The organism is Klebsiella sp. CTHL.F3a, assembly GCF_019890895.1.
GTDB classification, from domain to species: Bacteria; Pseudomonadota; Gammaproteobacteria; order Enterobacterales; family Enterobacteriaceae; genus Klebsiella; species Klebsiella grimontii.
Genome location: NZ_CP082360.1, coordinates 3,060,555 through 3,086,261, shown reverse-complemented (window position 1 = coordinate 3,086,261; position 25,707 = coordinate 3,060,555). Strand labels below are relative to the sequence as shown.

General features: G+C 58.6%; 14 protein-coding genes and 3 pseudogenes. 5 read left to right on the top strand and 12 right to left on the bottom strand.

Translation table 11 applies throughout. The features are described 5' to 3' along the window. Positions 1–66: 66 nt before the first annotated feature. The 5 genes and pseudogenes from K7H21_RS14430 to K7H21_RS14410 all read right to left on the bottom strand — a co-directional run bounded on the left by K7H21_RS14430 (position 67) and on the right by K7H21_RS14410 (position 4,625). A pseudogene (locus K7H21_RS14430) lies at positions 67–1,210 on the bottom strand (M20 family metallopeptidase). Further along, a pseudogene (locus K7H21_RS14425) lies at positions 1,210–1,482 on the bottom strand (glutamine amidotransferase); the annotation flags it as partial. The pseudogenes K7H21_RS14425 and K7H21_RS14430, both read right to left, overlap by 1 nt. Beyond that, positions 1,483–2,457, bottom strand: a pseudogene (locus tag K7H21_RS14420) (ABC transporter permease); the annotation flags it as partial. It abuts the pseudogene before it with no gap. Between the two features lie 18 nt (positions 2,458–2,475). After that, positions 2,476–3,222 (bottom strand): ATP-binding cassette domain-containing protein, encoded by a 747-nt coding sequence (locus K7H21_RS14415; protein ID WP_162626010.1) that lies wholly within the window; start codon positions 3,220–3,222, stop codon positions 2,476–2,478. 380 nt (positions 3,223–3,602) lie between these two features. Then, entirely contained in the window at positions 3,603–4,625 is a 1,023-nt protein-coding gene (locus tag K7H21_RS14410; protein WP_004120296.1) for a LacI family DNA-binding transcriptional regulator, read from the bottom strand. Positions 4,626–4,971: 346 nt separating this feature from the next. Between K7H21_RS14410 and K7H21_RS14405 the strand changes: the two genes are divergently transcribed. Further along, positions 4,972–5,925, top strand: coding sequence for an ABC transporter substrate-binding protein (locus K7H21_RS14405; RefSeq protein WP_112165032.1), 954 nt, complete (start codon positions 4,972–4,974; stop codon positions 5,923–5,925). A gap of 1 nt (position 5,926) precedes the next feature. On the opposite strand, the gene K7H21_RS14400 is transcribed toward K7H21_RS14405, so the two are convergent. Continuing rightward, a complete protein-coding gene (locus K7H21_RS14400) occupies positions 5,927–6,799 on the bottom strand; it encodes a PfkB family carbohydrate kinase (protein ID WP_223035160.1) in 873 nt (290 codons plus the stop codon). A 26-nt stretch (positions 6,800–6,825) separates the two neighbouring features. On the opposite strand from K7H21_RS14400, the gene K7H21_RS14395 reads away from it, so the two are divergent. The 3 genes from K7H21_RS14395 (at position 6,826) to K7H21_RS14385 (ending at position 8,963) form a co-directional block, all read left to right on the top strand. Beyond that, entirely contained in the window at positions 6,826–7,671 is an 846-nt protein-coding gene (locus K7H21_RS14395) for a BtpA/SgcQ family protein (protein ID WP_223035159.1), read from the top strand. Next, on the top strand, positions 7,671–8,315 hold the full coding sequence (locus tag K7H21_RS14390; protein WP_123829360.1) for a TenA family protein: 645 nt from the start codon (positions 7,671–7,673) through the stop codon (positions 8,313–8,315). Before K7H21_RS14395 ends, K7H21_RS14390 begins: the two co-directional genes overlap by 1 nt. A gap of 87 nt (positions 8,316–8,402) precedes the next feature. Then, the gene (locus tag K7H21_RS14385) at positions 8,403–8,963 is read left to right on the top strand and encodes a nucleotidyltransferase family protein (RefSeq protein ID WP_223035158.1); all 561 of its coding nucleotides are present in this window, start codon (positions 8,403–8,405) and stop codon (positions 8,961–8,963) included. 28 nt (positions 8,964–8,991) lie between these two features. Here K7H21_RS14385 and K7H21_RS14380 read toward each other — a convergent pair whose 3' ends face one another. Next, on the bottom strand, positions 8,992–9,525 hold the full coding sequence (locus K7H21_RS14380; RefSeq protein WP_223035157.1) for a cysteine hydrolase family protein: 534 nt from the start codon (positions 9,523–9,525) through the stop codon (positions 8,992–8,994). 454 nt (positions 9,526–9,979) lie between these two features. On the opposite strand from K7H21_RS14380, the gene lysM reads away from it, so the two are divergent. Then, positions 9,980–10,429, top strand: a complete 450-nt coding sequence (gene lysM, locus K7H21_RS14375) for a peptidoglycan-binding protein LysM (protein ID WP_004120310.1) — start codon at positions 9,980–9,982, stop codon at positions 10,427–10,429. A gap of 161 nt (positions 10,430–10,590) precedes the next feature. Here the strand turns inward: lysM and fyuA are convergent, their stop codons facing one another. From fyuA to irp1, 5 genes are all read right to left on the bottom strand, one after another. Continuing rightward, the gene (gene fyuA / locus K7H21_RS14370) at positions 10,591–12,612 is read right to left on the bottom strand and encodes a siderophore yersiniabactin receptor FyuA (RefSeq protein ID WP_223035156.1); all 2,022 of its coding nucleotides are present in this window, start codon (positions 12,610–12,612) and stop codon (positions 10,591–10,593) included. Between the two features lie 129 nt (positions 12,613–12,741). Continuing rightward, a complete protein-coding gene (gene ybtE / locus K7H21_RS14365) occupies positions 12,742–14,319 on the bottom strand; it encodes a yersiniabactin biosynthesis salycil-AMP ligase YbtE (RefSeq protein ID WP_049123096.1) in 1,578 nt (525 codons plus the stop codon). Between the two features lie 3 nt (positions 14,320–14,322). Next, a complete protein-coding gene (locus K7H21_RS14360; RefSeq protein ID WP_049114802.1) occupies positions 14,323–15,126 on the bottom strand; it encodes a thioesterase II family protein in 804 nt (267 codons plus the stop codon). Then, entirely contained in the window at positions 15,123–16,220 is a 1,098-nt protein-coding gene (locus K7H21_RS14355) for a Gfo/Idh/MocA family oxidoreductase (RefSeq protein ID WP_049114803.1), read from the bottom strand. The genes K7H21_RS14360 and K7H21_RS14355 overlap by 4 nt, the downstream gene beginning before the upstream one ends. Beyond that, entirely contained in the window at positions 16,217–25,681 is a 9,465-nt protein-coding gene (irp1, locus tag K7H21_RS14350; protein ID WP_223035155.1) for a yersiniabactin polyketide synthase HMWP1, read from the bottom strand. Before irp1 ends, K7H21_RS14355 begins: the two co-directional genes overlap by 4 nt. Positions 25,682–25,707 lie beyond the last annotated feature (26 nt).

Genomic DNA, 25,707 nt, shown 5'->3' with positions numbered 1-25,707 from the left:
CAAACCCTAATCGCTGATTTTTCATGCGGCGGATCGAACGCGCGACAGCGACGTTAAGTGACGCTGTCACGTATCTTCTGCCTTCGCCGCGGGCGGTTTACGCCATCCAGTCGCGAATCAGGTTCCCGTACAGCTGCTCAGCCTCCTCCAGCCGGCTGACCAGGCAGTATTCGTCGGTTTGATGAGCCATAGAGGGTTCGCCGGGGCCAAGAATGATACAGGGCGGGTTGCCCATCGCAGGCAGCAGCAGCGAGGCGTCGGTAAAGTAGGGCACCACCCGCGGCTCAAGCGGCCGATCGTGCAGCGGCTGGCAGCGCTGATATACTTGTTTTATCCATGCGTGATCCTGTTCGCTGAGTACCGCGGGCAGATCGACCAGCGTCGACACCGTGACGCTCTCGCCAAGCAGCGTGAGCAACCGCTGGCGGATGGTGGCGTGCTGTAAATTGGGCGCGCTGCGGATATCGACATCGAAACGCGTGCGGTCCGGCACGGAATTAATATTTAGCCCGCCTTCAATACGTCCGACGTTTACCGTGGGCTGCTTCATCAACGGATGCGGCGCCCCCGGCGAAAAATGTTGGATTTTAGTCAGCGCATCCGCCGCCAGATAGATAGCATTAATCCCCAGTTCCGGCATCGCGCCGTGGGCTGTTTTTCCCCGCGTTTCGCAGCGTAGCCAGAGCGCGCCTTTATGGCCGATCACCGGATAGTTGGCGGTGGGCTCGCCGACGATCAGCGCGCCCACTTCCGGCAACGGCGCAGAGGCGATCAGCGCCCGCGCGCCGTCGCAGCCGGTCTCTTCCCCGCCGGTAATCAGCAATACCGCGCCGCGCCCGGCGCGGATCGTTTCCCGCTGTTGAACGCAGGCGACGGCAAACGCCGCTATCGCCGCTTTCATATCGCTGGAGCCACGGCCATAAAGACGCCCGTCTTCCACCTGCGAGCCGAAAGGGTCGTACTGCCACCGGGCATTTCCCAGCGGCACGGTATCCAGATGCCCGGTAAAGGCCAGCGGTTTACCAGGCGTTGCCCCGGGGAGCCTGGCGATCAGATTGCAGCGTTCCTCGCCGAATGACGACAGCGAAACCGCAAAACCGTTAGCGTTAAGCCAGTCGGCAAAGTACCGCATGCAGTCTGCTTCGCTGCCCGGCGGGTTGATGGTGTTAAAGCCCAGCAGCTGCCGGGCGAGCTCAAGGGTGGTGGTCATCAGCGACGTTCCGTCAGCCAGTCAAGGCAGTTAATCCACAGCTGGCGATAGCCGGGCCATTTGGCAAACTCTTCCGGCAGCCAGTGTGCCGACATATCGCTGGTCCACACCAGCGAGCGACCCTGTTGATATTCGCGAATAGCCAGCAGCGGATGACCGGTACCGGCCACGGTCGCCAGCAGTTTGCCTTCCGGATGCATTTCTACTTCGTTATAGCCCAGCAGCCACGGCCATTCGCCCGGAATATCGTTGAACAGGGCGTGGGATTCCGTGTTGAGAATGCGGGTGTTCAGCCAGATAGCCAGCAGGATAATAGTGCCGGTGGCAATCTGGGTGTAGAACGGAGAAATATGCGACAGGATCAGCCCGTTCTGGATCACCGCAATCGACAGCGCGCCCAGCAGCGTGCCGATAATAGTGCCGAAGCCGCCAAACAGACTGGTACTGCCGAGCACCACGGCGGCGATGACCTGCAGTTCAAAACCTTCGCCCTGGTTGGAGGAGCCGCTGCCGAGGCGAGCGGTGATAATCATCCCCGCCAGCGCGGCGGCCATGCCGCTGATGATATAGACCTTCATGGTGACCGCTTTGGTGTTAATCCCGCTGCGTCGCGCGCCTTCGGCGTTGGCGCCGATAGCCGTCACGTAGCGGCCAAAACGCATATGGTTGAGAACGATGTGCCCGATAACCAAAATCATAATGCCGATCAGCGCAGGCATAGGGATTCCCACAACCCACGCGCGGCCTATAAAGGTAAACAGGCTGTCAGCCGGAACCGGGATCGAGTAGCCCTGGGTGACCAATAGCGCGATGCCGCGAACCACGGCCAGGGTGGCGAGGGTGACGATAAACGCCGGTATGCCCTCATAGGCGATAAAGAAGCCGTTGATGGCGCCAACGACGCCGCCGAGCAACAAGCCGCCGAGCAAAACCACCGGCCACGGCAGTCCCCAGTTGTTAAGGGCGATAGCGGAAAGCGCGCCGACCAGCGCGAGGGTGGAACCCACCGACAGATCGATGCCGCCGGTGGTAATGACCAGGGTCATTGCCGTCGCGACGATCAGCAGCGGGGCGCTCTGACGGATAATGTTGAGCCAGTTGGTGCCGGTGAGAAAGTTGCTGGTGATCAGCGAGAACACCACGCAGCAGAAAACGAAAAAGAGCGCGATGCTGACCACGCCGGAGTGGTTATGCAGCAGGCGGCGCGGCAGCGAATGCTGGATCATGCGGGAACTGCTTAAGTTCATGATACTCATCCTGTTACCTCAATGTGCGGCCGCAGAGCGGGCGGTGAATTTTTCGCCCACAATCAGGTTAACGATATCGCTCAGGCTAGTGTCGGCCACTCGTCTGTCGGCGACGTTGGTACCTTCGTACATCACCATGATCCGGTCGCAGACCAGAAACAGGTCCTGCAGGCGGTGGGTAATCAGAATCACGCTCACGCCGCGAGCGGAAACGCGGCGAATCAACTCCAGCACCGCTTCAACTTCCGCGACGGCCAGCGCGGCGGTGGGTTCATCCATAATCAACACTTTCGGGTCAAAGGCCGCCGCGCGGGCGATGGCAATGGCCTGACGCTGGCCGCCGGAGAGATTTCGCACCAGCAGGCGGGTATCCGGAATGGAGATCCCGAGACCTTTAAGCATCTCCCGGGCGTCGGCGTGCATTTTGGCCTCGTCGAGAAAGGGGATGCCGAGGACCGATTTCATTGGCTCGCGGCCCATAAACAGATTGCCCGCGACGTCGACCGTGTCGCACAGCGACAGATCCTGGTAGACCATCTCGATATGGCAGCGGCGCGAATCGGCCGGATTAGCGAAATGCTGCTGTTCGCCATCGATGCGAATCGTGCCGCTGGAGGGGATCACCGCCCCCGAGAGTACTTTGGTCAGGGTGGATTTCCCCGCGCCGTTATCGCCCACCAAGCCCAGCACCTCGCCCGGAGCCAGCTCGAGGTTGACTCCGCGCAATGAACGTATCGACCCGTAGGTCTTGGTGATGTTGATCATCTCCACCCTTGGCGGGGTAGTGTGTGGCTGCTGCATCTGATAACTCCCATCGCTGTTGCCGGGAAAATGTTCGCCATCCTGCGGGAGAGATGCTATCCGACACGGTTTACATGCTAGTAAACCGGTTTACCTGCGGAATAGAGCACTCGCCAACACAGTCAGGACAAACGCTACGTAAGATATTTGTTCGCCAGTAAGAACGTTGCAGCATCCGTGCCAGGGCAGGAACTACACAGCAGCCCTGTAACTTAACCATATGTAATCAATAGATTTTATTGGTTACATTCCGGTAAACCGGTTTACTGATTATAGTGAACAGATTGTGAATTGATCGTTTTTTGCGCCAAAACTGGGCGCTTTTGCGCCATTTTGGGACGCGCTTAACAAATCTTGATTGAGTCGCGACCGATCCATTCTACCGGCAGGCGGGTTTCTGCCGGGATATCCTGGTCATTGTTCAGCAGGCGCATCATGATATTCACCGCGGTGCGGCCCAGTTCACGGGCGGGCTGGCGGATAGTTGAGATACGCGGCTGAGTGAAATCGGCATAGTTGGCGTCGTCGAAGCCGACCAGCGACAGCGCCTCCGGCGCCTGAAGCCCGCTGGCGCGCAGCCCGTCAAGCAGGCCAAGCACCAGGTAGTCGCTGGCGGCGAAGACGGCGGTCGGGCGAAGCGGCTGGCTAAACAGGTAACGCAGCGCCTGTTGGCCGAACTCGCGCTGGTAGTCGCCGTACATCACCCATTCGGGCGGCCAGCTCAGACCGGCCTGCTCCATCGCGGTGCAGAAGCCCTGATAGCGCTCGCGGACGCTCATCAGCTTGTCAGGACCGCCGACGAAGGCGATATGGCGGTGTCCGGCGGCGATCAGCATTTCGGTGGCGATCCGCCCGCCCTGAACGTTATCGGCAAACACCTTCGGCACCGTACTGCCGGGTATATCTTCATCCAGCAGGACAATGCGTTCGTGACGCTGGACCTCTTTGCGCAGCAGGCCGTTATCGGGGCGGTTAGTGGTGAACAGCAGGCCATCGACCTGACAGGTATCCAGCCAGCGGATGAACTGACACTCCTTTTCAGGATTATTGCGGGTGATGCACAGCACCAGGCTATAACCGCTGGCGGAGGCGGCCTCTTCGGCGGCGTCGGCCAACTCGGCAAAAAAGGGGTTGGTAATATCGGGGAGCACCAGGCCGAGCGTCTCGCTGCCGCCTTTGCTCAGACGACGCGCCAGGCTATTACCGCGATAGTCCAGTTCGCGAATCGCCGTTTCGATACGGTCGATGGTGTCCTGCGGCAGCACAATACTGTTGTTCATATAGCGCGACAGGGTGGCTTTCGACAGTCCCGCCAGCTTTGCGACATCGGATAACAATACGCGTTTTATACTCATTTCCTGCGCCATTTCTGCCAGAATCGGCTATCTGTAACATAGTTAAGCGCGGTGGATACAGCAATTTCTCCGCTCATAATCGCCATAAATAAATGCTTGACAAATTTTAATCTGCGGAGAATTGTATAGGCAGTTTACCGCATCATCCGGGAAGTCATTCCCAAACCCGTTTAAGTCATTCCAGTCGCGCACCGACACGGACCGGTTGCCGGAATGAAGTTAAGCAGGTATTCGCCGAACGATCGATGATGGTTCTGGCCACATAGACGATATTTGCCCGCCAAAAAAAATAATCCTTCTGCGTTCGCATGCGGCGCGGAACTCTGCTGGTTATCACTTATTCCCGACGAGGATACTGATGATGTTATTTAACACCGGAAAACTACGTTTACTTGCTGTCGCCACGACGATGCTGGCATCAATGAGTTTTATTTCTACCGCCGGCGCGGCCGCTCCGACTTATGCGCTGGTCCAAATCAATCAGCAGGCGCTGTTCTTTAATCTGATGAATAAAGGCGCGCAGGATGCGGCAAAAGCCAGCGGCAAAGATTTAGTGATATTCAACTCTAACGATAATCCCGTGGCGCAAAATGACGCGATTGAAAACTATATTCAGCAAGGCGTTAAAGGCATTCTGGTTGCCGCTATCGATGTTAACGGAATTATGCCCGCGGTAAAAGAAGCCGCCGCCGCTAACATTCCGGTGATTGCGATTGATGCCGTATTACCGGCCGGGCCACAGGCAGCCCAGGTCGGCGTTGATAATATTGAAGGCGGCAGAATTATTGGTCAATACTTCGTGGACTACGTGCAGAAAGAGATGGGCGGCCAGGCGCGGCTGGGTATCGTCGGCGCGCTGAACTCGGCTATTCAGAACCAGCGGCAGAAAGGGTTCGAAGAGACGCTGAAAAGCAATCCGAAGATCACCATCGCTAACGTTGTTGATGGGCAGAATGTGCAGGATAAAGCAATGACCGCGGCGGAAAACCTGATCACCGGTAATCCGGACCTGACGGCGATATATGCCACCGGCGAACCCGCGCTGCTCGGCGCGATTGCCGCCGTGGAAAACCAGGGGCGCCAGAAGGACATTAAAGTGTTTGGCTGGGATCTGACGGCGAAGGCGATTTCCGGTATTGACGGCGGCTACGTGACCGCTGTACTGCAGCAGGACCCGGAAAAGATGGGCGCCGAAGCTCTGAAGGCGCTGAACAGCATCACTTCGGGTAAAACCGTGCCGAGAACCATTCTGGTTCCGGCCACGGTGGTAACCAAAGCGAACGTCGATACCTACCGTTCGCTGTTTAAGTAGGTCAGTGCGCGCCGCCCGTGGTTAACAGGGCGGCGAGCTCATGGCTGCCGGGAAACGCGCTGAGCGTCCCCCGGCGGCTAACGGTAATGGCGGCAGCCCGGCTGGCATGCGCCAGCGCCAGCGCATCCGGCGCGACGTCGCGCAGCAGGGCGGAAGCCAGCATCACGGCGAGGAAGGTGTCGCCCGCGCCGGTTGTATCAAGCGCCTCGGCGGGCACGGCGGGGCAAAACTGGCGCTGGCCCTGCTGGACCAGCCAGGCACCTGCGGCCCCCTGGGTAATCACTAAAGTTTTCACCCCGTATGGCTGGAGCAGCTCGGCCTCAGATTCATTGACCACCGCGATGTCGATGAGCGGCCACAGGTGGCAAAAGTCAGAATTGACGGGCGAGGGGTTGAATACCGTCGTCATACCGCGGCTTTTGGCGTACTGGAACAGCGCCCGCGTTTTGTCCAGGGAGAAATTGCCCTGCTGCAGCAGAATATCGCCGGCGACGGCATCCGCGATATGCGGAATGATGTCATCCAGGCGGAATGTATCCGCGGCGGCGGTAGTGGTAATAATGGCATTGTCGCCATCAGCGCTATTTAAAATAATCGAGGTATCGCTATGTTGATTGAAATGACCGTCGGGTAGCAAGGTCAGTGGTTCATTTTTTATCTGCTGACGGATCCACACGCCGTTGCTGTCATTTCCCGTGGCGGCAATTAAGCGTGTTTCTATTCCGCAGCGGGCTAATATAATCGCCTGGTTCGCGCCTTTACCGCCGATATCCTGCGAAACTTTAACGCCGTGAATTGAAGTGCCTTTTTTCGGTATATCCGGAATGGACCAGGTTTCATCTACGGTAATATTACCGGTAACGTAAACACGCATAGTGTTCCCTTAACAGGATGGATAAGATGGTTGCTATCTCAGCAGAAAAAACGAATGCAATACAAGCTATTTTTTCACGTAGCAAAGCGGTTATTGGAGTTATTCATTGCGATCCTTTTCCTGGTGCGCCTAAATATCGAGGGAAATCAGTCCGTGATATTATTGAGCGCGCGCTTCGCGATGCTGAAAATTATATTTCAGGCGGCGTTCACGGCCTGATTATTGAAAATCACGGGGATATTCCTTTTTCCAAACCGGAGGATATTGGTCACGAAACTTCCGCGCTGATGGCGGTGATTACTGAGAAAGTGCGCGAGCGTTTTGCTGTGCCGCTAGGCATTAACGTCCTGGCGAACGCGGCGATCCCGGCGATGGCTATCGCCCTGGCGGGCGGAGCCGATTTCGTTCGCGTAAACCAGTGGGCCAACGCCTATATCGCCAATGAAGGATTTATTGAAGGGGCAGCGGCTAAGGCGCTGCGCTACCGCAGTATGCTGCGCGCTGAGCATATTCGCGTTTTTGCCGATAGCCACGTCAAGCACGGTAGCCATGCCATCGTTGCCGATCGTTCGATTCAGGAGCTGACGCGCGACGTCGATTTCTTCGAGGCTGACGCGGTGATCGCCACCGGCCAGCGTACGGGCGATAGCGCCACGATGGCGGAAATTGACGAGATCCGCGCGGCGACGGAACTACCGCTGTTGGTAGGCTCCGGGGTGACGCCGGCCAACGTGCGCCAGATCCTCGAGCGGACTCAGGGGGTCATCGTGGCCAGTACGATGAAGGTCGATGGCGTGTGGTGGAACAATGTTGAACTGGCCCGGGTGAAGCATTTCATGTCGATCGCGCAGGCCGCGCTGGAGGAGGCATAATGGAAGCGTTTAGCGAACGCCTGCTGCGCGAGCATCAGCCGGTGTGGCAGGCAATGCAGCGGCACCGTTTTGTGACGGATATCGAAGAGGATCGTCTGCCGCCTGCCGTCTTCAACCGCTATCTGGTGTTTGAGGGCAACTTCGTCGCGACGGCAATCGCGATTTTTGCCCTCGGAGTCAGCAAGGCGCCAGGTATTCATCAGCAGCGCTGGCTGATTGGCGTCCTGAATGCTCTGGTTGACACGCAGATTGCATGGTTTGAACAGGTTTTATCAGAACGGCGGATAACTCCTGCTGATTATCCGGACGATCTGCCCGGCGTGCGGCGCTTTCGCGACGGTATGCTGCGAACCGCCCGGGAGGGCAGCTACGAGCAGATCGTGACGATGATGTTCGGCGCGGAGTGGATGTATTATTTCTGGTGCCGACGGGCGAGCGAACATCGGCAGAGCGATGCTGACGTGCGCTGCTGGGTGGAAATGCACGCCGAGGACGCATTCTATCAGCAGGCTCTCTGGCTGAAGAACGAACTCGACCGCTGCGCTATGACGCTGAGTGAAAGCGAAAAGCAGGCGCTGTCGGCGCTTTACGGCGATGTACTGCAGTGGGAAATTGATTTCCATCACGCCGCGTACGAAGCGTAGCCGCGAGGTGAATAACAGGGGCGCCTGAAGCGGCGCCTCCTGAACGCTGATACACTTAGCGGACCGATCGCCGTTTACAGGGAAACCATGAAATATCAGGACCTCTTGCAAAGCGTGTTGTTAAACGACCCGATAAGAATGAACGCGCTGTACGCCGTGCATGCGCTGGAACTCAACGATGGCTGGATTGGCGCCGGCTTTGTCAGAGATGCTGTCTGGGATCATCTGCACGGCTACGGGCTAAGGCCAGTTTCGGGTGATGTGGATGTTGTCTGGTTCGACGCGAAAAGCGCGACTTCCGCCTGCGATAGCGCGCTGGAAGAGAGGCTGAGCCAGCAATATTCCGCCTTTAACTGGTCGGTGAAAAATCAGGCCAGAATGCATCAACGCAACGGACATCAACCTTATCACTCAACGGAGAATGCGCTGCTGTACTGGCCTGAAACCGCGACGGCTATGGCGGTCAGAATGGGAGGAACAGACCATATTGAGATTATCGCGCCCTACGGGCTGGACGATCTCTTTGAGCTCCGTCTGCGGCCAACGCCGGTATTTGCGCAGCATAAGCTGGCTATTTTCCGCCAGCGCGTCGTGGAAAAACGCTGGCTACAGCGTTATCCCGGCCTGCGGCTTCTCGTCCCGACATAACGCAAAGCCGCTGTTCGCCTGGTGTTCGTCAAAAGCGCCAGTCGGCCGCAGTTGAAAGTGCGACAAACGGACCCGCCAGCGTTCGGTTGTGATGGCCAATGATTTCATGAGCGGATAAATGGGGATTATCGATTGTGGTATGCGCATCAGAAATCAGCACAGTCGTGAATCCCAGCTCCGGCGCTGCCCGGCAGGTGGTATCGACGCAAAACTCTGTTTTCATCCCGGCAATCACCAGCTGCTTCACGCCTCTCAGCATAAGCTGGCGCTGTAATTCGGTGTCGCGAAAGCAGCTGGGATACTTTTTGGTCAAGACGATATCCCGTTCAACGTCCACATCCAGCTCAGCTATCAGCCTGGTTAACGGGCTGCTCGCAGAGAATGGGGAGCCGTCAGGCCCGACGTGGCGAATAAAAAAGATCGGTACCTGTGACTGCCTGGCTTTAGCGATCAGCAGAAGAATATTTGTCAGAACGGCATCAGCGCAATGAGGGGAATCAGGGCCGCGGAAAAGTCCCTCCTGCATATCAATAATCACTAGCGCATGTTCAGATGAAATCATGGGGCGTGTCTCCATTCAGTGTGTGATGAACGGAGAGCTGTTTGTCCCCGTCCGGTTTAACGGGGAGTGTGGTTCTGTTCTATCAGGTTCCAGCCACAGATACGCACACGCCGCCGCAGGTTGCGGTGGTACGTGTCGTTGTTGAACGGGCTGGATGAATCATTTTCTGACCTTATTATTCGTTGAAGATAAATAACCAGAAACTAACGGAACCGCTTAAAACTACACGCCTTATACGATGCGGGTCAACTACAGATTTCATGTCATGTCGCCCGGTCAGAATACAGACTTTCCTGCCATTGCCGGGCAAATATCCTGCACGTTGACGCTTATTGATTATACTTTGATGGCAGGTTGTGCTGGCCGCTATGGGTAGAACAACCGACATCCTGGAAATGGGCTTAACCGTTCCGATGAATATTCGATCGTGAAACAGTAATGGAGGTATGGAACGATGGGATTATTAAATTTTGTCAAAGAAGCGGGCGAGAAAATATGGGACGCCGTCTCCGGCGGCAGCAAGGAAGATAAGGCCGACAAGCTGAAAAAACATATTGATGGTCTTAATCTTCCCGGCGCCGAAAAGGTCAATATCGATGTTGCGGACGACGGCACCGCGACGGTTACCGGCGATGTCGGTTCGCAAGAAGATAAGGAAAAAATTCTGGTGGCGGTAGGGAATGTCACCGGCGTTGGTCAGGTTAATGACAGCGTGAAGGTGACGCAAAGCGGGGCGGAAAGTCGTTATTACACGGTCAAATCCGGCGACACCCTGAGCGCCATCTCCAAAGCGATGTATGGCTCCGCCAATGAGTATCAACGTATTTTTGAAGCCAACAAACCAATGCTGACGCATCCCGATAAAATCTATCCGGGCCAGGTGCTGATTATTCCGACGAAGTAAGCGGTGAATTCCTTGGGCTACAGGCAGATGGAATTATCTTCAAGGCCGGCCAGTGACAATATAGATTTTGTTGCTGGCTAGGGTTCGGGCATTCTCCTGACGTCAACGCGTTAAATTCCGTGATGGCAGGGATGCGATTATTGCATCCCTGCATCGTTGGATCAGAAGAAATCAATTCGCGTATTGATACCGACAGTGCGGCCCATATTAACCTGCGCGACGGCGCTGCTGCCGTTCATATATCCATAGGTACGGTAACGACGGTCGAACAGGTTATCGACATAGACGGAAATATTCATCCGTTCCGTCGCCTGCCAGCCAATGCTGCTGTCCAGGGTGGCGTAGGTGCCTTGCCGCAGCTGGTTGTCGCCATCGAAATAATGCGGCCCCACCAGATTAACCGCCAGCCGGGGCATCAGTGCGCCATAGCGCGTATCAATCACGCCATTCACGCTGCTTCCCGCGCCGTAACGCGGTACGAATGGCACCCGGTTGCCGTGGTACAGCTCGCTGTCGTTGGTGAATTCGGAATGGATCATGTTGCCATTGATATCCCATGACCAGCCTTGGGCAAACCGCCATTTCGCTTCCAGCTCAACGCCGGTGGCGTCGGCTCTCCCCGCATTGCTTAAGGTCTGCATTCCGACCGGGCCAGAGTAGAGCTGCATATCTTTGGTGTGGGTATAAAAGGTGGCGGCTTGCAGCGTGACGTCGGCGGTTTCGTAACGGGTGCCAATTTCATAGTTGATGGATTTTTCCGCGTTGAACGGTTTGGCATCAAGACCTGCGGTTGGCACGATATTGTATCCGGAAGGTTTATATCCCTGGGCGACGCGGGTATATACTCGCCAGTCGTCGGTCAGCAGATAGCCTGCGGAGAGCTGTCCGAGCACCCGGTCGTCATTGCTTTTACCCTGGTCGCCAAATGGGTTTCCCAGCATGCTGCCGTGATACTGCGTGCTGGCTTTATCATGCGAGAAACGCACGCCGCCGCCGATGTCAAAACGCTCGGTTAAATGCCAGGTCAGATCGCTGTAGGCGGCAAGGGTTTCAGCGGTGGTATAGCCGGTGCTGCTTAAATAGGGCATCGTCGGCATATCATAGGCGGAATTTAGCTTTTCGCGGGTGTTCTGCCGGTACAACCCAAATACCATATCCACGGTACGCGTATCGCCGAGGGTGGCGGCGCGTAGCTCCTGCACATCCTGGTTCCAGCGCTGGGGCATATTGACGATCAACGAGCCGGAAGGGAAGGTCCGGGAATAATTCTGCTGCTGCCAGGCGCCGATCAGATTGAAAACCCAGTCATCGGTAGCGTATTTACCGCTTAGCGTCTGGCTGTCAGTACAGCGCCGTAGGTACGGGTCCGGTGAACCCTCGCTAAGAAACAGCGTACGGCTCTTGAGATCATTCCATGCCACATAGGCATCCTGTGTAGCGCGTGTGCATTCGCGCGAGGCGGAAAACCCCATTTCCCAGGGCTGGTCGTCCGGCGCCAGACGCAATTTCACATTCCCGATACTGGCACGGGTACCGCCTAAATCATCGCTACCGGTCGAGGGGTTAATCATCTCGCCGTCATCAACCTGGCGTAAAAGAGTCACGCTGCCGTATAACAGGCCATCCTGAATCGGGCCGCTCAGGTTGAGTTTGCTTCGATAACTGTCACGACTGCTGACGCCACCCTCAATATAGCCGCGCGGTGTGCTGTCCGGCTGCTGGGTGACGATGTTAATGATCCCGCCCTGGGCGCTTTTGCCATACAAGGTTCCCTGCGGTCCGCGCAGCAGCTCTACGCTCTGCACATCGGTCAGTGCCTGGATGGTGTTGGTAGACAGCTGGGGAACCCCGTCGACATACAGGGTAACGGCGGGGTTATAAAAGTCCTGGGCCGAAGAGATGCCGCGTAGCGAGATCGTTGAAAAAAGCATGTTGCCGCTATTTTCAATATTCAGCCCTGGCAACACTCTGGGGAGTTTGTCACTGGCGGTAACGCCCGCGTCGCTTAACTCCGTCGCGCTGATAACGGTAGAAGAAACATTATTGGCTGATGCCGAGCGGGAAGACTGTTTACTGGCGGTGACCACCAACGTGCTTTCGTCTTGCTGTGAGGTTTGGCTATGAGCAGCGGCCGGGAGTAAAAATCCCCCCAGAACCAGAGGATAAAATCGTGTCATTTTCATTGTGATGAATCCCTGAAAAACGGCGAGACGCCAAAATACCGATAATGGTGAATTGAAAATGATAACTATTTCTAATTGCACTGCTACCCGAAACGGGTTTATTTCCACCTGTTTCGGGTAGCGGGGCGCTTATTGGGCTGAATGGCGATAACGATCAATGGCGAGCGCCGTCAGGCGCTTTTTATCTACCTTGCCGACGGCGGTGAGCGGCCAGTGGGTCAGAAACTCAATTTGATCGGGAATCTTCCACGCGCTGATCCCCATTTGGACCAGCTTTTGACGCAGCTGTTGATAGTCAGAGGGAGTGCGTTGCGCGATGATAAACGCGCATATCCGCTCGCCAAGCAGCGTGTCCGGCGCGGCGACCACGGCGCAATCCTTTACGTCTTCCAGACGCATCAGTACCGATTCCACTTCCGCAGCGGCTATTTTCTCTCCGGCGCGGTTGATCTGCTCTTTTATACGCCCCTCAACGTACAGATTTCCCGCCTCATCGAGCCTGACATTGTCGCCAGTACGGTAAAATCCTTGCGCGGTAAAGGCCCGCGCATTGTGCTCGGGAGCGCGATAATAGCCCGTAATAGTATAAGGACCGCGCGTTAATAACTGTCCCGTTTCGCCAGGCGCAACGTCGTTTTCCTCTTCGTCAACGACGTGAATTTCATCCAGGGGAGACATAGGGCGCCCTTGGCTGTGAAGAACGGTGACCAGAGGATCGTCCAACCGGGTAAAGCAGAGCAGGCCTTCCGCCATACCGAATACCTGTTGCAGGGGACAATCAAACGTCGAGATAACCTGCTCAGCAAGCGTTGGGTCAAGCCGGGCGCCGCCCACCTGAATGACGCGTAGCGAAGAGAGATCGCTGTCTTCCCACTCTCTGGCCTGCACCCAGAGCTGCGCCAGCGCCGGTACCAGGGCGACGTGGGTCACACCTTGTTCCGCGATTAAAGGCATCACCTCATCGCAGCTGGCGCTGTCGGTTAATACCACCTTTCCGCCGCAGGCAAGCGTTCCCAGAATACCGGGACAGGCCAGCGGAAAGTTATGCGCCACGGGGAGGACGGCGAGATACACGCTCTGTGGATTAAGGCCGCACAGTTCGGCAGAGGCGCTGAAGTTATAGCTATAGTCAGCGTGCCGTCGCGGGATAAGCTTTGGCGTCCCGGTGGTGCCGCCTGAGAGCAGCAGCAGCGCGGTGGCGCCAGCATCGGGCTGCGGCCACGTCTGCCGTTCGCCGCGCAGCGAGAAGAGCGGCGTAAAATCGCCGCCTTCGGTCTCACTTGCGACCAGAACTTGCCGCAGGCAGGCGTGTTTGCGCGCCATCTGGCGGGCCAGGTCCGCGTGGTTTTCTCCGTGAATCACATAAGCGGCCGGTTGCGCCAGCGCAATCAGCGCGTCGATATCCAGCGCCCGCTGCGAGGGCATCGCCAGAACAGGGATAACGCCCAGTCTTAACAGCGCGAACAGCAGGATCACAAATGCGTTGCCGTTGGGGAGCTGGATAAGCACATGTTCTCCCGGACGCAAACCCAGCGAGTATAACCCTGCAGCAAGCTCATCGACCCGAAGATCGAGCGCGCTGTAGGTCAGCGAGCCTTTGGCATCAACGACAGCAATTCGTGAGGGATAGCGAGCCGCCCAGTGGCGCAGCTGTTCAGCAATGGGGAAGGGATACTGTTTTATCAGAGAATCAAAGGAAGAGTGCATGCGTCACCTTTCTGAAGTGCAGGACCGATTTTGCAAAGCGGTCGTCGCAGAAAATACGTGGGGAAAATGGTGAATAATCTGCTTAAAAAAGGCCCTGGATTGTTGCAGCAGATAAAAATGGTCGCCGTCAATCACCACCTCGCCTGCGATGTGGTTCAGCCACGGACGCCAGGCCTCCATCTCCGGCCAGGAGGCTTCACGATCGCGGCTGCCGCATACCAGCAGCGCAGGCGTGCGCAGCGGCGTGAAATCATCGAGCGAATCGTAGTGATAGTGCTCAGTAGCGTAAAAATCAGCGCGAAGAAGAGGAAGAAATAGCGACAGTAGCTCCTTGTTTTCCTGTAGTTCAGGCGAACATCCGCCGATATCAATCAGTTCAGCGATAAAGTCGGCATCCTCGCGGTCGCTGAGCCTGCGCCGGGAATGCAGATGAGGGGCATGGCATCCGGAAATAATCAGCCCTTGTGGGGGAAGACCCCGTTGTTCCAGAAGCCGGCAGGTTTCAAACGCCACCTGCGCGCCCATGCTGTGCCCGGCAAGTAAAAGCGGGGCGTCAGGCAATACGCTCTCTTCCAGTTCGTCCGCCAGCAGCGACGCCAGTTGCGTAATGCTGCTGAGCGGCGCCAGATGGCGCAGGCGATCGCGTCCCGGCCAGGTCACCAGGGAAAGCGCGATCTCCGCCATGGGGTGGTCTCGCCAGCGGCGAAACGCGCTGCTGCTGCCGCCCGCGAAGGGGCACATTACCAGATGCGCCGTACTGGCGTTGCGGGCGGGCCATAACGGAATACACATCGCAGATTGCATCACCGTGACTCCTCATCGTGGCGGTAGAAAGCCGGTAACCGGTCGTGACGCGGCGGCGTCAGATGTCGGATCTCCGCATGGCCGGTCTTACGTAAAATCTGCTGCCATAAATGTGATAACGCGAGCTGATGAGCGGAGTGGCAGGCCGCCGGCAGATTTCCGCCCGCCAGATGGCAGCGCAGCTGCTGTAGCAACCTGCCGACCCCCTCCGGTCCGGCGGTTTCGCAGCAATCACGCCAGCTCAGGGGAGCCGCGCTGCGCGTCTGACCAGGCGGGTCGCGCAGGATCTCTGGCCTGCGGTAGAGACTACGACCATTCGCCTGATGTTCTGCGACAAACAGGCTGGATGACCAGACCACGGGGCCGTAGCTTGCCTCCAGCGAAAGATGACCTTCCGGCCAGCCCAGCAGCAAACGGTGCATAATCAGGCTGTGCATATCAGGATCGTCAGGATCGAGATAGCGCTGAAGCAGCAGACAGGCTTCTCCCGCCGGCCAGAAAAGTCTCAGACAGTGAAAGTCGCGAAAGCTACCGACCACTTCACACTCCACGCTGGCGGCATCAACCTCTAACGCCAGCAACAACAAATCCAGCGTGGAGTAGAGCAACTGTCGGCTGGTGGTAGCGTGAGCAACCGACGGCGCCTGATCCAGGCTGCGACGTAACCGCTGCGCATCCCCGAGCCAGGCGCGACCCGCACGCGCGTGCGGATAAAACGTGTTGACCCAATAGCAGCGGCCCCGTTCCTGCGCCAGCGCTTGTAAAGATCGGACGTCATCCGGGTGGAGGGGATGCTCCTGAATCACGTGCACGCCGCGGGTCAAAAAGTGCCGGGCAAGCTGGGTTCCGCTCCCGCCGGCGACGGTTGAGCGCACGACGATACAGGCGATATCCGGCATCTCGGCGATCTGTTCCGGCGAGGTATACAGGGGGATTCCAAACGCATAGGCCAGCTCTCTCGATCGCGCGCTTCCCTGGGACAGAAGACCAACCAGTTCCAGCCCCTCCTGGGGCTGCATAAAGGCGTTGAGGTACATTTCGCCAAATTTAGCGCCCACAATCAGTACGCGTTGCTTAGGGGCGGCGGACGGCATCATAACGTGTTCTCCGGTTGCGTTGAGGTTGCGCCGAACCAGCGCTTGATATGCTGCGCGCAGGTCTGAACGTGGGGGGGCTCCAGCATGATTTGCCAATGGCTGGCTTTAATCGCATAGCTGTCGGCGCGGTCTATCCAGGTTTGCCATTCGGTTTCCGCTGGCGTCCAGCGCGCGGGTCTCATCGCGGCATGCACGATGAGACAGGGGAGCGGAACGGTTTCGTCCGGCGTATGCTCGGTCAGTAAGCGCAGCAGATGCGCGATGTTGTCGATCCACGCTTCCGCCGCCTGCAGCGTCAGGTTTTGCGCCATTATTCCCGCCGTTCTGGCAAGGTCGATGAAGACGGCAAGCTGGCGGTCGGGCGTCAGCCGATCGAAATGTTCCGGCAGCGCCAGCGGCGTATCGCCTTCGGCTAACAGCCGCAGCAGGGCCGTCCGGTTTGCGCAACGAAAATCCTGTCGACACACGGGATCGATTAACGCCAGCCGTACCTGCTCGCCTTTGGCATCCAGGCGCTGCGCGGCGCCCGCCGCAAGAAAAGCGCCATACGACCAACCCGCCAGCGCATAAGGGCCGTGCGGCTGCTGGCGGCGGATACTCGCAACATACTCATCGATCATTCGATCAAGCGTGGCAAAACGCTGCGGCGATTTTGCCTGCAGGCCGAAAACGGGCATATTCAGTGCGCTGGCGAGCGGCAGCCAGGCGCTGATACCGCCGTCTGAAGCATGGAAAACAAACAACGTTTCGTCGCCACCTCCCTGGCAAATGGGCACAGGATTCTCCTCTCCTGACGAACAGGCCTGCAGATGGGCGCAGAAGTCGCTGAGCGTTGAATGGGTGAACAGATCCTGAAGGCTGGCGCTGGCAATCCCTCTGCGGTTCAACTGCGCGACCATCCTTGTCGCCATCAGGCTGTCGCCGCCCAGCGCGAAAAAGTCGTGATGTCTGGCCACGGGGCGAGACAGCAGCGTTTGCCAGAGTTCAGCGACCTGTTTTTCCAGCGCCGGATCGCCTCCGGAGCTCGGTGTCGATTCGGCTGGCGCAATCTGTGCGTCAGGCGGGGCCGATAGCGGAGTAAATAACGTTTCTCGCTGCCGGATCTGCAACGTGGGCAGGGTGGCGCCAAAACGCTGCTGCAGATAGCGGCTCATGGCTGCTGTATCCGGGCGATTCACCCCAGGTGAACGTGCGACCAGCAGATGCTGGCGCAGCGGCGACGATTCCTGCGGCGGCCAGGCCAGTTCGTTGGCAAAACCGGCCTGCACAAGCACTTCCTGCCACGCCGAACGGGTGAGCATAGGTTTTTCATCCCGGCGGCGGAAATCGCGGTATCCGCTTAACCCTTCGATAAAGCCGACGCTCGCCAGCTGGAATACGCTGTTTCGTTCCGTCGCTTCAACGATCAGCAAGCGTCCGCCGGCTTTCAACAACCGCTTTAATCGGCGCAACGACTGTACGACATGGCTGGCGTCGTGAAGCACGTTGACGGCAATAATCAGGTCGTAACCCGTCTCGGGGTGGGCGGTAAAATCCAGCGGCTGGTTGATATCGAATAAAGCGTAAGACACCCGCGATTCATCGTTGAAACGGGTTCGGGCGTCGTTGAGGAACTGCGTGGAGACATCCGTGAAATGGTATGACAGGCGCGTGTTTCGCGTGGCCTTCAGCACTGGTTCCGCGGTGGCCGCGGTTCCGGCGCCCACCTCGAGGATCCGTTCTGCGCCGCAAAGGGCGGCAATCTGCGCGGTATAGCGATTCAGACAAGCGCTGGCGGGGTTTTCGCGATACAGCGCGTCGGTTACGCGCAACGACTCGTTGAACAGCAGTTCCAGCGGCGAACACTGCCCGGAGAAGAGGTCGTCGTGCCGGGCGATGCAGGCGCCCAGATACTGCGCCAGCGCCTGGCTCCAGTGGGTTTGCGGGCACGCCTCGTGAGGCTCGGGAATGTCGCTGAGCGGAATGCGGCAGCGCCAGCTATCCCCCTCGCGCACTAACCATTCCCTTTCCGCCAGACACTGCAGCCACTGGCGTAGCAGTCGCCGGTGTGACGCTTGCGCGCCCAGCGCCTGTACTATTTCGCCAAATGGGTGGGCAACCTCCGGGGTGGTGAACAGACGGTGGCGATGTAGCGTGGCGGCGATCCCCTGCAGCGCGCGCGCCTCCAGCCAGCGCCAGGTCGCTTCCAGCTCGTCAAGTTGCGTCTGTTCAGGCAACGGCAGCGCCAGAGAGGCGAGATCGTGCTTATCATATAACGGCGCTGAGGACGGCGGATCCTCGGTCATAACGATATCCAGGGTTAACGCGCCATTTTCGCTAAATTCCGCTCTGGTCTGTTGGATGCCGGGGTATTCCTGCGCCGCTTGCTCAATATCCCGCAGATCGTAGTCCGTTTGCGCGTTCAGCGGCCAGCGGCGGCGGGGAATGTGTTCGGCAATGCCGCTGTCAATGGTCTTCAGGCCTTCAGGGTTGGTAATGGCGGCCTGCAGGATGGTGCAGTAGTCATTAAACATCGCTTCAGCCGCGCCCGGTTCCAGCACGTTGTCCATGCAGTACCAGCTAAACGTCAACGCGCCATCGCTCTCCATCACCTGATGATCCAGCCAGACCTGCGGCGTTTGCGTAAAGACATAGCAGGGTTCGCCGAACAGATGACTCATTGCCCGGTCGATAGCCATTCCTTCCAGCGTCATCCCCAGCATGCTGGTAAACACCACCGGCATCAACGGTTGACGCTGGGATCCGCGCTGGCGCCCCAACTCGCGGATCGCCTCAACGCCGTTCACTTCGCTGTGCGCCATGTTTTGCCAGAGGCGCTGCTGGGTCCGTTGCATCTGCTCCTGCAGCGTTAGCGGCGTTGAGAAGTTAAAATCAACCAGCGTGACGGAGGTAAAATCCCCGATCAACTGATTGATTTGCGGGTGGATCGGCTGGCGATTAAAGAACGTCAGGTTCAGCGTAAATGCCGTGGTACGACTCCAGCGCTCAAGGGTGGCGGCAAACAGCGTGAGCAGCGCGGCGGAGGGGGTGAGGCCCTGCTGCTGCCAGCGTTGTTTCACCGCCTGCCACTCTTGCTTATCAAGCGTCGAAGTAAACGTGGTGAAGTGCGGGGTTTCCGGCGGTGTCTCCACCACCGGCAGTTCCGGCGCTGAAGGCAGTTGCGGTATTTTTTCCTGCCAGTAATCCCAGGCATCGTGCCATGCTGTTGTTTGTCGGCGCGCCTGTTCAGCCATCACGTAATCGCGGAAAGTGATATCGAGCGGTGGCAGCGTTTCTCCGCGCCAGACCTGGGCTAAATCGTCCATCATGACTTTAAAGCTCTGCACATCGAACTGCAGAAGATCGAGGTTCATGTGCAGGCGGTAGCGGCAATCATCGATTTCGCTGACCACCAGCTCAAAGAGCGGCCACTGGTCGGCAGGTAAAACGCGATAGCTCAGTTCATGGCGCCGTTTTTCCAGCGCCTGACACTGCTCTTGCGGGGAAAGCGCGCGCAGATCGTCGCGCGGGATACGATACGTCGGGGCTGTCGCCAGAACGCGCTGTTGTCCATCGGCATCTACCACCATCCGCAGCATATCGTGGCGGGCAATGAGCTGGTTCCATGCTTTCTCCAGTATGGCGAGATCGAACTCATCGTGGTGTTTATCCCATTCAAACAGCACGTGACAGGCAACGCCGCCATAGCCAATAAGATGGGTTCTGCCCAACCAGTAGGCATGCTGAATCGGCGTCAACGGGAAGGGCGCGTAACGCTTAGCGGCATCGTGCTGCAACATTTCTGGCGGCGATACGGCAGGCGCCATCTCTGCCTGAGAACAGATAAGCTGTGTGAGCCCGTGCGGCGAGAGATCCTGCCACGCCCGTTCCGCGTTGATGCGTACGCCCAGGTCATGTTGAATATCGCTACTGAGTTCAAGAAAGAGCAGCGAGTCCATTCCCAGCTGTAACAGATCCTGATCTGCGTTCAGCGAGGCAGGATCGTTCAGTCTTAGCTGCAGCGCAATGCGATTTTTCAGCCATGTCATCACCGCCGCTTTATCGCCGATGCTACCGTGGAAAGCATGGTTATCAGCGGGAGTCGCGGCTTGTTCTGTCGCTGCGGCGTTAAACAGAGCCTGCTGCAGCGGGGGCATTTTGTCGGTGAAAACGCGCATGGCCAGTCGCCAGGGGGCGCCGCGCATCACCGCTTGTTCAAGGTGCCAGCGTCCCTCGGCATCGCTTAACGCGCCCATGCCAAGATCGGCAAGGGTCGTCAGCATCTCCGTCGTAGCCGCCCGGCCACTTTCTCCCCATGCGCCCCAGGCGATGGAGAGCACTTTCGGCGTAGCAAGGGAGGAGAACTGCCGGGCGAGTCCGTCAAGATAACCGCAGGCCAGCGCATGGGCGCTCTGGCCTGGCGCGCCGAGGGCGGCGGCGGCGGACGAATAGAGAATCAGATAACGGGCGTCGTGGTTGCCCAGCGTTTGTAATAGCTGGCTTGCCGCCTGCGCTTTGACCGCGAAAACGGCGGCCAGCTGGTGTTCATCGAGTTCCTGTAAGGGCCCATCAGCCAATACGCCAGCGGTATGAATTGCGCCGGCAATGCCGCCGCTGGTCGCCAGCTCATCAAGAACACGGGCCAGCTCTCCGGCATCACCCACATCACAACGGCAGACGCGAATCTCCACGTCCGCTGTGTCGCCTGGCCATGACGCATCCACGCGCGGCGCCAGTAGCGCGATGCGGCGCGCCCCTTTTTCTCTGAGCCAGTTCACGGCAAGACGGCCCAGTCCGCCAAACGCCCCGGTCACCAGATGCCAGCGGTTATCGCCGGCAAATACCTTCGCCGGTAATTCGGCGGCGCATCCCGCATTGGGCGCCAGCGAAGGGAGCCAGAAGCCGTTATCCCGGGCGGCTAGCCAGCGCTGTGACAATGAAACAGCGTTTAATCCTTGACGCAGCGTTTCCCACGAGTCGTTTTCAGCCATATCGATAGCGGCGATTAACCGTTCCGGCTGTTCGTTGGCCGCGACGCGAAGCATCGCCCACAGCGCGTGATGGGCCGCTGATAGCGCCTCGTTTTCCTCGATTCGCCACGCGCGGCGGGTGACGACAATCAAGCCGCCTGGGCTGACGCTGAGCGCCTCTTTCACCTGCATCGCTAACGCCAGCGTCTCCTCGCTATCATCGGCAATCATCAGGACAGAAGGGGCCTGCGGATCGTGAAGAATGCCGTATTGCGCCAGCGCCTCTTCGTGCGCAAGGGTACCGGCGCAGAAGCGGAATGCCAGCCGGCGGCTATTGCTGTCGATGCTGAGGGGCCTCCAGCGCCAATGATAATGCGTCTGCGGCGCAGGAAGAGGCGCGTCGGGCGCCAGCGGCAGCCACTTGCCGTCTGGATGACGGGCTTCCAAGCGCATCTCGCCGCGGGAAAAGGCTGCGTTTCGCCAGCTTAAGCGCACCTCTCCCAGCCATTGCGGGGCGGTAACGAGGGGCGGTTTCACGGGGGAATCGTCGCCGTGCCGCGCGGAGAGTCGCCGCCAGGCCTCCTGCCAGCGGGCGATAAACCGTTCCGGCTGACCTGCGCAATCGGACCAGTCGGCGAGATAATCAGGGTTATCCGGCAACGTCTGTTCCAGCGCGGGTTCTGATGACGTGGACACCCCCTGGCCGGGCAGGGTGGCGAGAATGATATGTTCGCTCATCGCGGCGGTTGGGCTGCCGTCCTGCGGTAGCCACGCCACTTTGCTGAATCCGGCGCGGCGGCACTGCTGCTGCCACTGATGGGGGGTGAGGAAGAGCTCGCCTTCGCGGGCGTCGATATCCTGTAGCGGGAGGACCAGCGGGCCGAAAACGAAATCAAACAGACGCATTGGCTGGGTGATTTCGCGCATCAGCAGGCGCCCGCCCGGCTTGAGCAAGGGACGCAGATTATCAAGGGTTCGACCGATATGGCGCGTGGCATGGATCACGTTAGCCGCGACGATAAGATCGAAAGACTGCGCCGCAAAGCCCTGAGACTGCGCCTCTTGTTCGAGATCCAGCTCGTCGTAATGGACAAAGTCATAGTCGGCGAATTTCTGCTGCGCGCGGCGGGTGAACAGCGCGGAGATATCGGTGAAGTGGTACTCCAGCGCCGGTACGTCTTTGAGTTCCGGCAGCAGCCATGCGGTGGTGCCGCCGGTTCCGCCGCCGACTTCAAGAATGCGCAGCGGCTGATGGGGCTGACGCGCCTGGACGATACCCCGTAGTACCCCGGCGGCAATCTGGTTGAAATAGCGGCCGAAGCTGAATTCCTGATATAGCACCTCTACGCCGTCGGAAGCGCCTTGCGGGAAGATAATCGCCACCGGCTCTTCCGCGCCGCTCATCATGTCGTATAACCGATCGCCGGCACGGGCGATGGTATCGGGGATAGCCTGATAACCTTCACAATAATCGGCGAGTTCCGTCAGCAGGTTTTCCCGTTGCTGATGTTCAATGGGGCGGGCGCGGTAGTAGCGTCCCTCAGCGCAGCGGTAATCGCCGTCGACCACGCAGTTATTTAGCAGGCGCTGAAGCAGCTGCTGGTAGCGGGGCATCAGTCGTCCATGGCGCATAATGGTGATGGCGTCCACGCCGTTATCTATCGCATCGCCCGTACAGCGTTGTACCAGCCGATCGACATAGATGGCGTGCAGCCGCGTGGCGCACTGTTTAAGCGCCTCCAGACGGGGAAGTTCGAGCGCTGTCGCGGCGCTGCTGGCCACCTCGAGTCCAGCGGCAAACACAGCATCGGCTGGCTCGCAGGCAGAGGTGGCGGGTTCTTTCCAGTAACGCTCGGCCGCAAACGGATAGCATGGCGCGGAGATACGTTGCCCATCGCCTGCCAGAAGATCGGCCCACGGTAAGGTGACGCCGGCCGCGTATAGCTGGAGAAGCGCCTGATTCAGGACCGCGCTCGCCTCCTGGTTACGCCGGGCGCTGGCTATCCAGTAAGCGTCATCGCGGTATTCGCGCTGTCCGGAGGCAATCAGCTGGGCGTCGGGCCCCATTTCAACAAAAACGCGGGCGCCGAGCTTGCGCGCCGCCTGAATACTCTGAATAAAACGTACCGGCTGGCGCATATGGCGGCGCCAGTAATCCGCCTGGTTGAGTGTCGCCTCATCAATGACTTCGGCAGTAAGCGTGGAAATCAGCGGTATTTGCCCCGGCTCGGCGAGCAGACCCGCGCAGGCCTCCTGGAAGCGATCGAGTATTGGTTCAAGTAAAGCGGAGTGCGCCGCGCCGGTTACGCTCAGGCGACGATAGTTGATCTCATGTTGCGAAAGCGCGGCGCAAAACTCCGCGATACGGGCTTCCGGCCCGGAAAAGACCGTATGCCGGGTGCCGTTGTTGGCGGCGAGATCCAGCTCGAACTGACGGGCCAACGGCATCAACGCCTCTTCTTGCGCAAATACCGCCACCATCGCGCCGCTTGCGCACAGCTGCATCAGCGCGCCGCGCCGACATACCAGCGGCATGACCTGCTCAATGGTATAGTGTCCGCAGACAACGGCAGCGGCAAATTCGCCAACCGAGTGACCGATGGCGTAGTCCGGCTGCAATCCCTCGGCGCGCCAGTGGGCCGCCATCGCGATTTCGAACGCGACAATCGCCGGCTGGGCCCAGGCCATATTGTCAAGCTGCGCTGAATCGGGATTAAACATCACTTCCCGTAGCGAAGGCGTGAGCATGTCGCGACAGGCGGCATAACAGCGCTCCAGCGTATCGGCAAACGCCGTTGAGTGCTGGTACAGAGACTGACCCATAGTGCGCCAGTGCGAACCCTGCCCGGTAAACAGCCACACCTGTTTGCCGCTGGCACCGTGACCGCTATAGACCGGCGAAGCCGATTTCGCACCAGCCCAAGCGCTGAGCGCGGCGGCGGTGTCATGATTTAATGGCGCCGCCAGGCGGAAGGGAAGATCGAGACGGCGCGCGCGTAATGCCGTGAAGGCCAGATTGTTGGCATCCGCGTTCTCCCTCAGCGCCGTGGCATAGTCCGCGGCCAGCTGCCGCAACGCGGTGTCGCTGGCGGCGCTGAGCAACAGCGCGGAACTCTTGCTGCCGTCATCCGCGGTGGGGTAGCTTATATTGAGTTCGTCGGGCAGCGAAGCGACGATCATATGGCAGTTGGTGCCGCCAATACCGAAGGAGGAGACGCCCGCGTAGCGCACTTCGTCCTGCCACTCCTGCGCCGTCATCGGCACGGTAAAGGGGCTTTCCTCGAGCTTAAGCGCCGGGTTTGGCGTATGAAAATTCAGCATTGGCGGAATTTTTCCGCGACTGACCGCCAGAACGGTTTTCAGCAGTCCGGCAATGCCCGCCGCGGTATCCAGGTGACCAACGTTGCTCTTCACGGAACCCAGCGCGCAGCGCTGTTGCGGCGGGCGAGGAGCGTAGACGTTGCGCAGGGCTTCTATTTCAATCGCGTCTCCCAGCGGCGTGCCGGTACCGTGGGTTTCAATGTAGCCGATCTGCCTGTCGTCGATGGCCGCCAGCATTAACGCTTCTTCGATGACCGCTTGCTGTCCTGCCACCGACGGCGCGGTATAGCCCACTTTTCTGTTTCCGTCGTTGTTGACCGCGCTGGAGAGGATCACCGCGATAATCGGATCGCCTGACAGCAGCGCGTCCTTCAGGCGACGCAGCACCACGCAGCCGAGACCGTTGCCGGCCCAGGTGCCCTCTGCCGAGGCGTCAAAAGGGCGACAGTGGCCGTCGGGAGAGAAAATCATCCCGGGCTGGTAGCGATAACCCGCCTGCTGGGGAAAGGAAAGCGCCACGCCGCCGGCTACCGCCATATCGGATTCGCCTGCGCGCAGGCTTTCGCAGGCCAGATGGACCGCAACCAGCGAACTGGAGCAGGCGGTCTGTACCGATAACGCCGGGCCGTGCAGATTGAGTTTGTAGGCCGCGCGGGTGGCTATATAGTCCTTGTCATTGCCCATCAGAGACTGCAGGCCCTTGACCTGTGCTACCTCTGTCACGTTCAGGGCTTCGCGGCCGGGATAGGTGCTCATCCGCGAAGAGGCGAAAACGCCGGTCTTATGGGGGACGGCGCCCGGGGCGTAACCTGCATGCTCCAGCGCATGCCAGACCGCCTGTAAAAACAGGCGCTGCTGGGGATCTATCGACTCCGCTTCCTGCCGTGAATAGCCAAACAGGGTGGCATCGAAGCAGTCAGCGTTGTCTAAAACCGTTCCAATATTGACGTAACAAGGATCGTCAATAATGGCGCTATCCAGCCCGGCGGCCAGAAGCGCTTCGCGCGTAAAGCGTCGGCTGCATTCGCGGCCTTCCAGCAGATTCCGCCAGAAGGTTTCGCCATCCGGCGCTTCAGGAAAATGGCAGGCGTAGCCGATGACTGCGACAGGTTCGCAGTCCGGGTAGCGTTGAGCGATCGATGCATCAATGGAATCTGCTGTTGGCGCAGAAGAGAAGCGCAAGTTATCCATAATCGGTCCCGTTTCCTAAAATTGAC

Coding starts and splice junctions, on each gene's coding strand:
- K7H21_RS14385 (WP_223035158.1), top strand. CDS start 8,403: ATGAAATATCAGGACCTCTTGCAAAGCGTGTTGTTAAACGACCCGATA.
- K7H21_RS14400 (WP_223035160.1), bottom strand. CDS start 6,799: ATGCGTGTTTACGTTACCGGTAATATTACCGTAGATGAAACCTGGTCC.
- K7H21_RS14415 (WP_162626010.1), bottom strand. CDS start 3,222: ATGATCAACATCACCAAGACCTACGGGTCGATACGTTCATTGCGCGGA.
- K7H21_RS14390 (WP_123829360.1), top strand. CDS start 7,671: ATGGAAGCGTTTAGCGAACGCCTGCTGCGCGAGCATCAGCCGGTGTGG.
- irp1 (WP_223035155.1), bottom strand. CDS start 25,681: ATGGATAACTTGCGCTTCTCTTCTGCGCCAACAGCAGATTCCATTGAT.
- K7H21_RS14380 (WP_223035157.1), bottom strand. CDS start 9,525: ATGATTTCATCTGAACATGCGCTAGTGATTATTGATATGCAGGAGGGA.
- K7H21_RS14410 (WP_004120296.1), bottom strand. CDS start 4,625: ATGGCGCAGGAAATGAGTATAAAACGCGTATTGTTATCCGATGTCGCA.
- ybtE (WP_049123096.1), bottom strand. CDS start 14,319: ATGCACTCTTCCTTTGATTCTCTGATAAAACAGTATCCCTTCCCCATT.
- K7H21_RS14355 (WP_049114803.1), bottom strand. CDS start 16,220: ATGATGCCGTCCGCCGCCCCTAAGCAACGCGTACTGATTGTGGGCGCT.
- K7H21_RS14395 (WP_223035159.1), top strand. CDS start 6,826: ATGGTTGCTATCTCAGCAGAAAAAACGAATGCAATACAAGCTATTTTT.
- fyuA (WP_223035156.1), bottom strand. CDS start 12,612: ATGAAAATGACACGATTTTATCCTCTGGTTCTGGGGGGATTTTTACTC.
- K7H21_RS14405 (WP_112165032.1), top strand. CDS start 4,972: ATGATGTTATTTAACACCGGAAAACTACGTTTACTTGCTGTCGCCACG.
- lysM (WP_004120310.1), top strand. CDS start 9,980: ATGGGATTATTAAATTTTGTCAAAGAAGCGGGCGAGAAAATATGGGAC.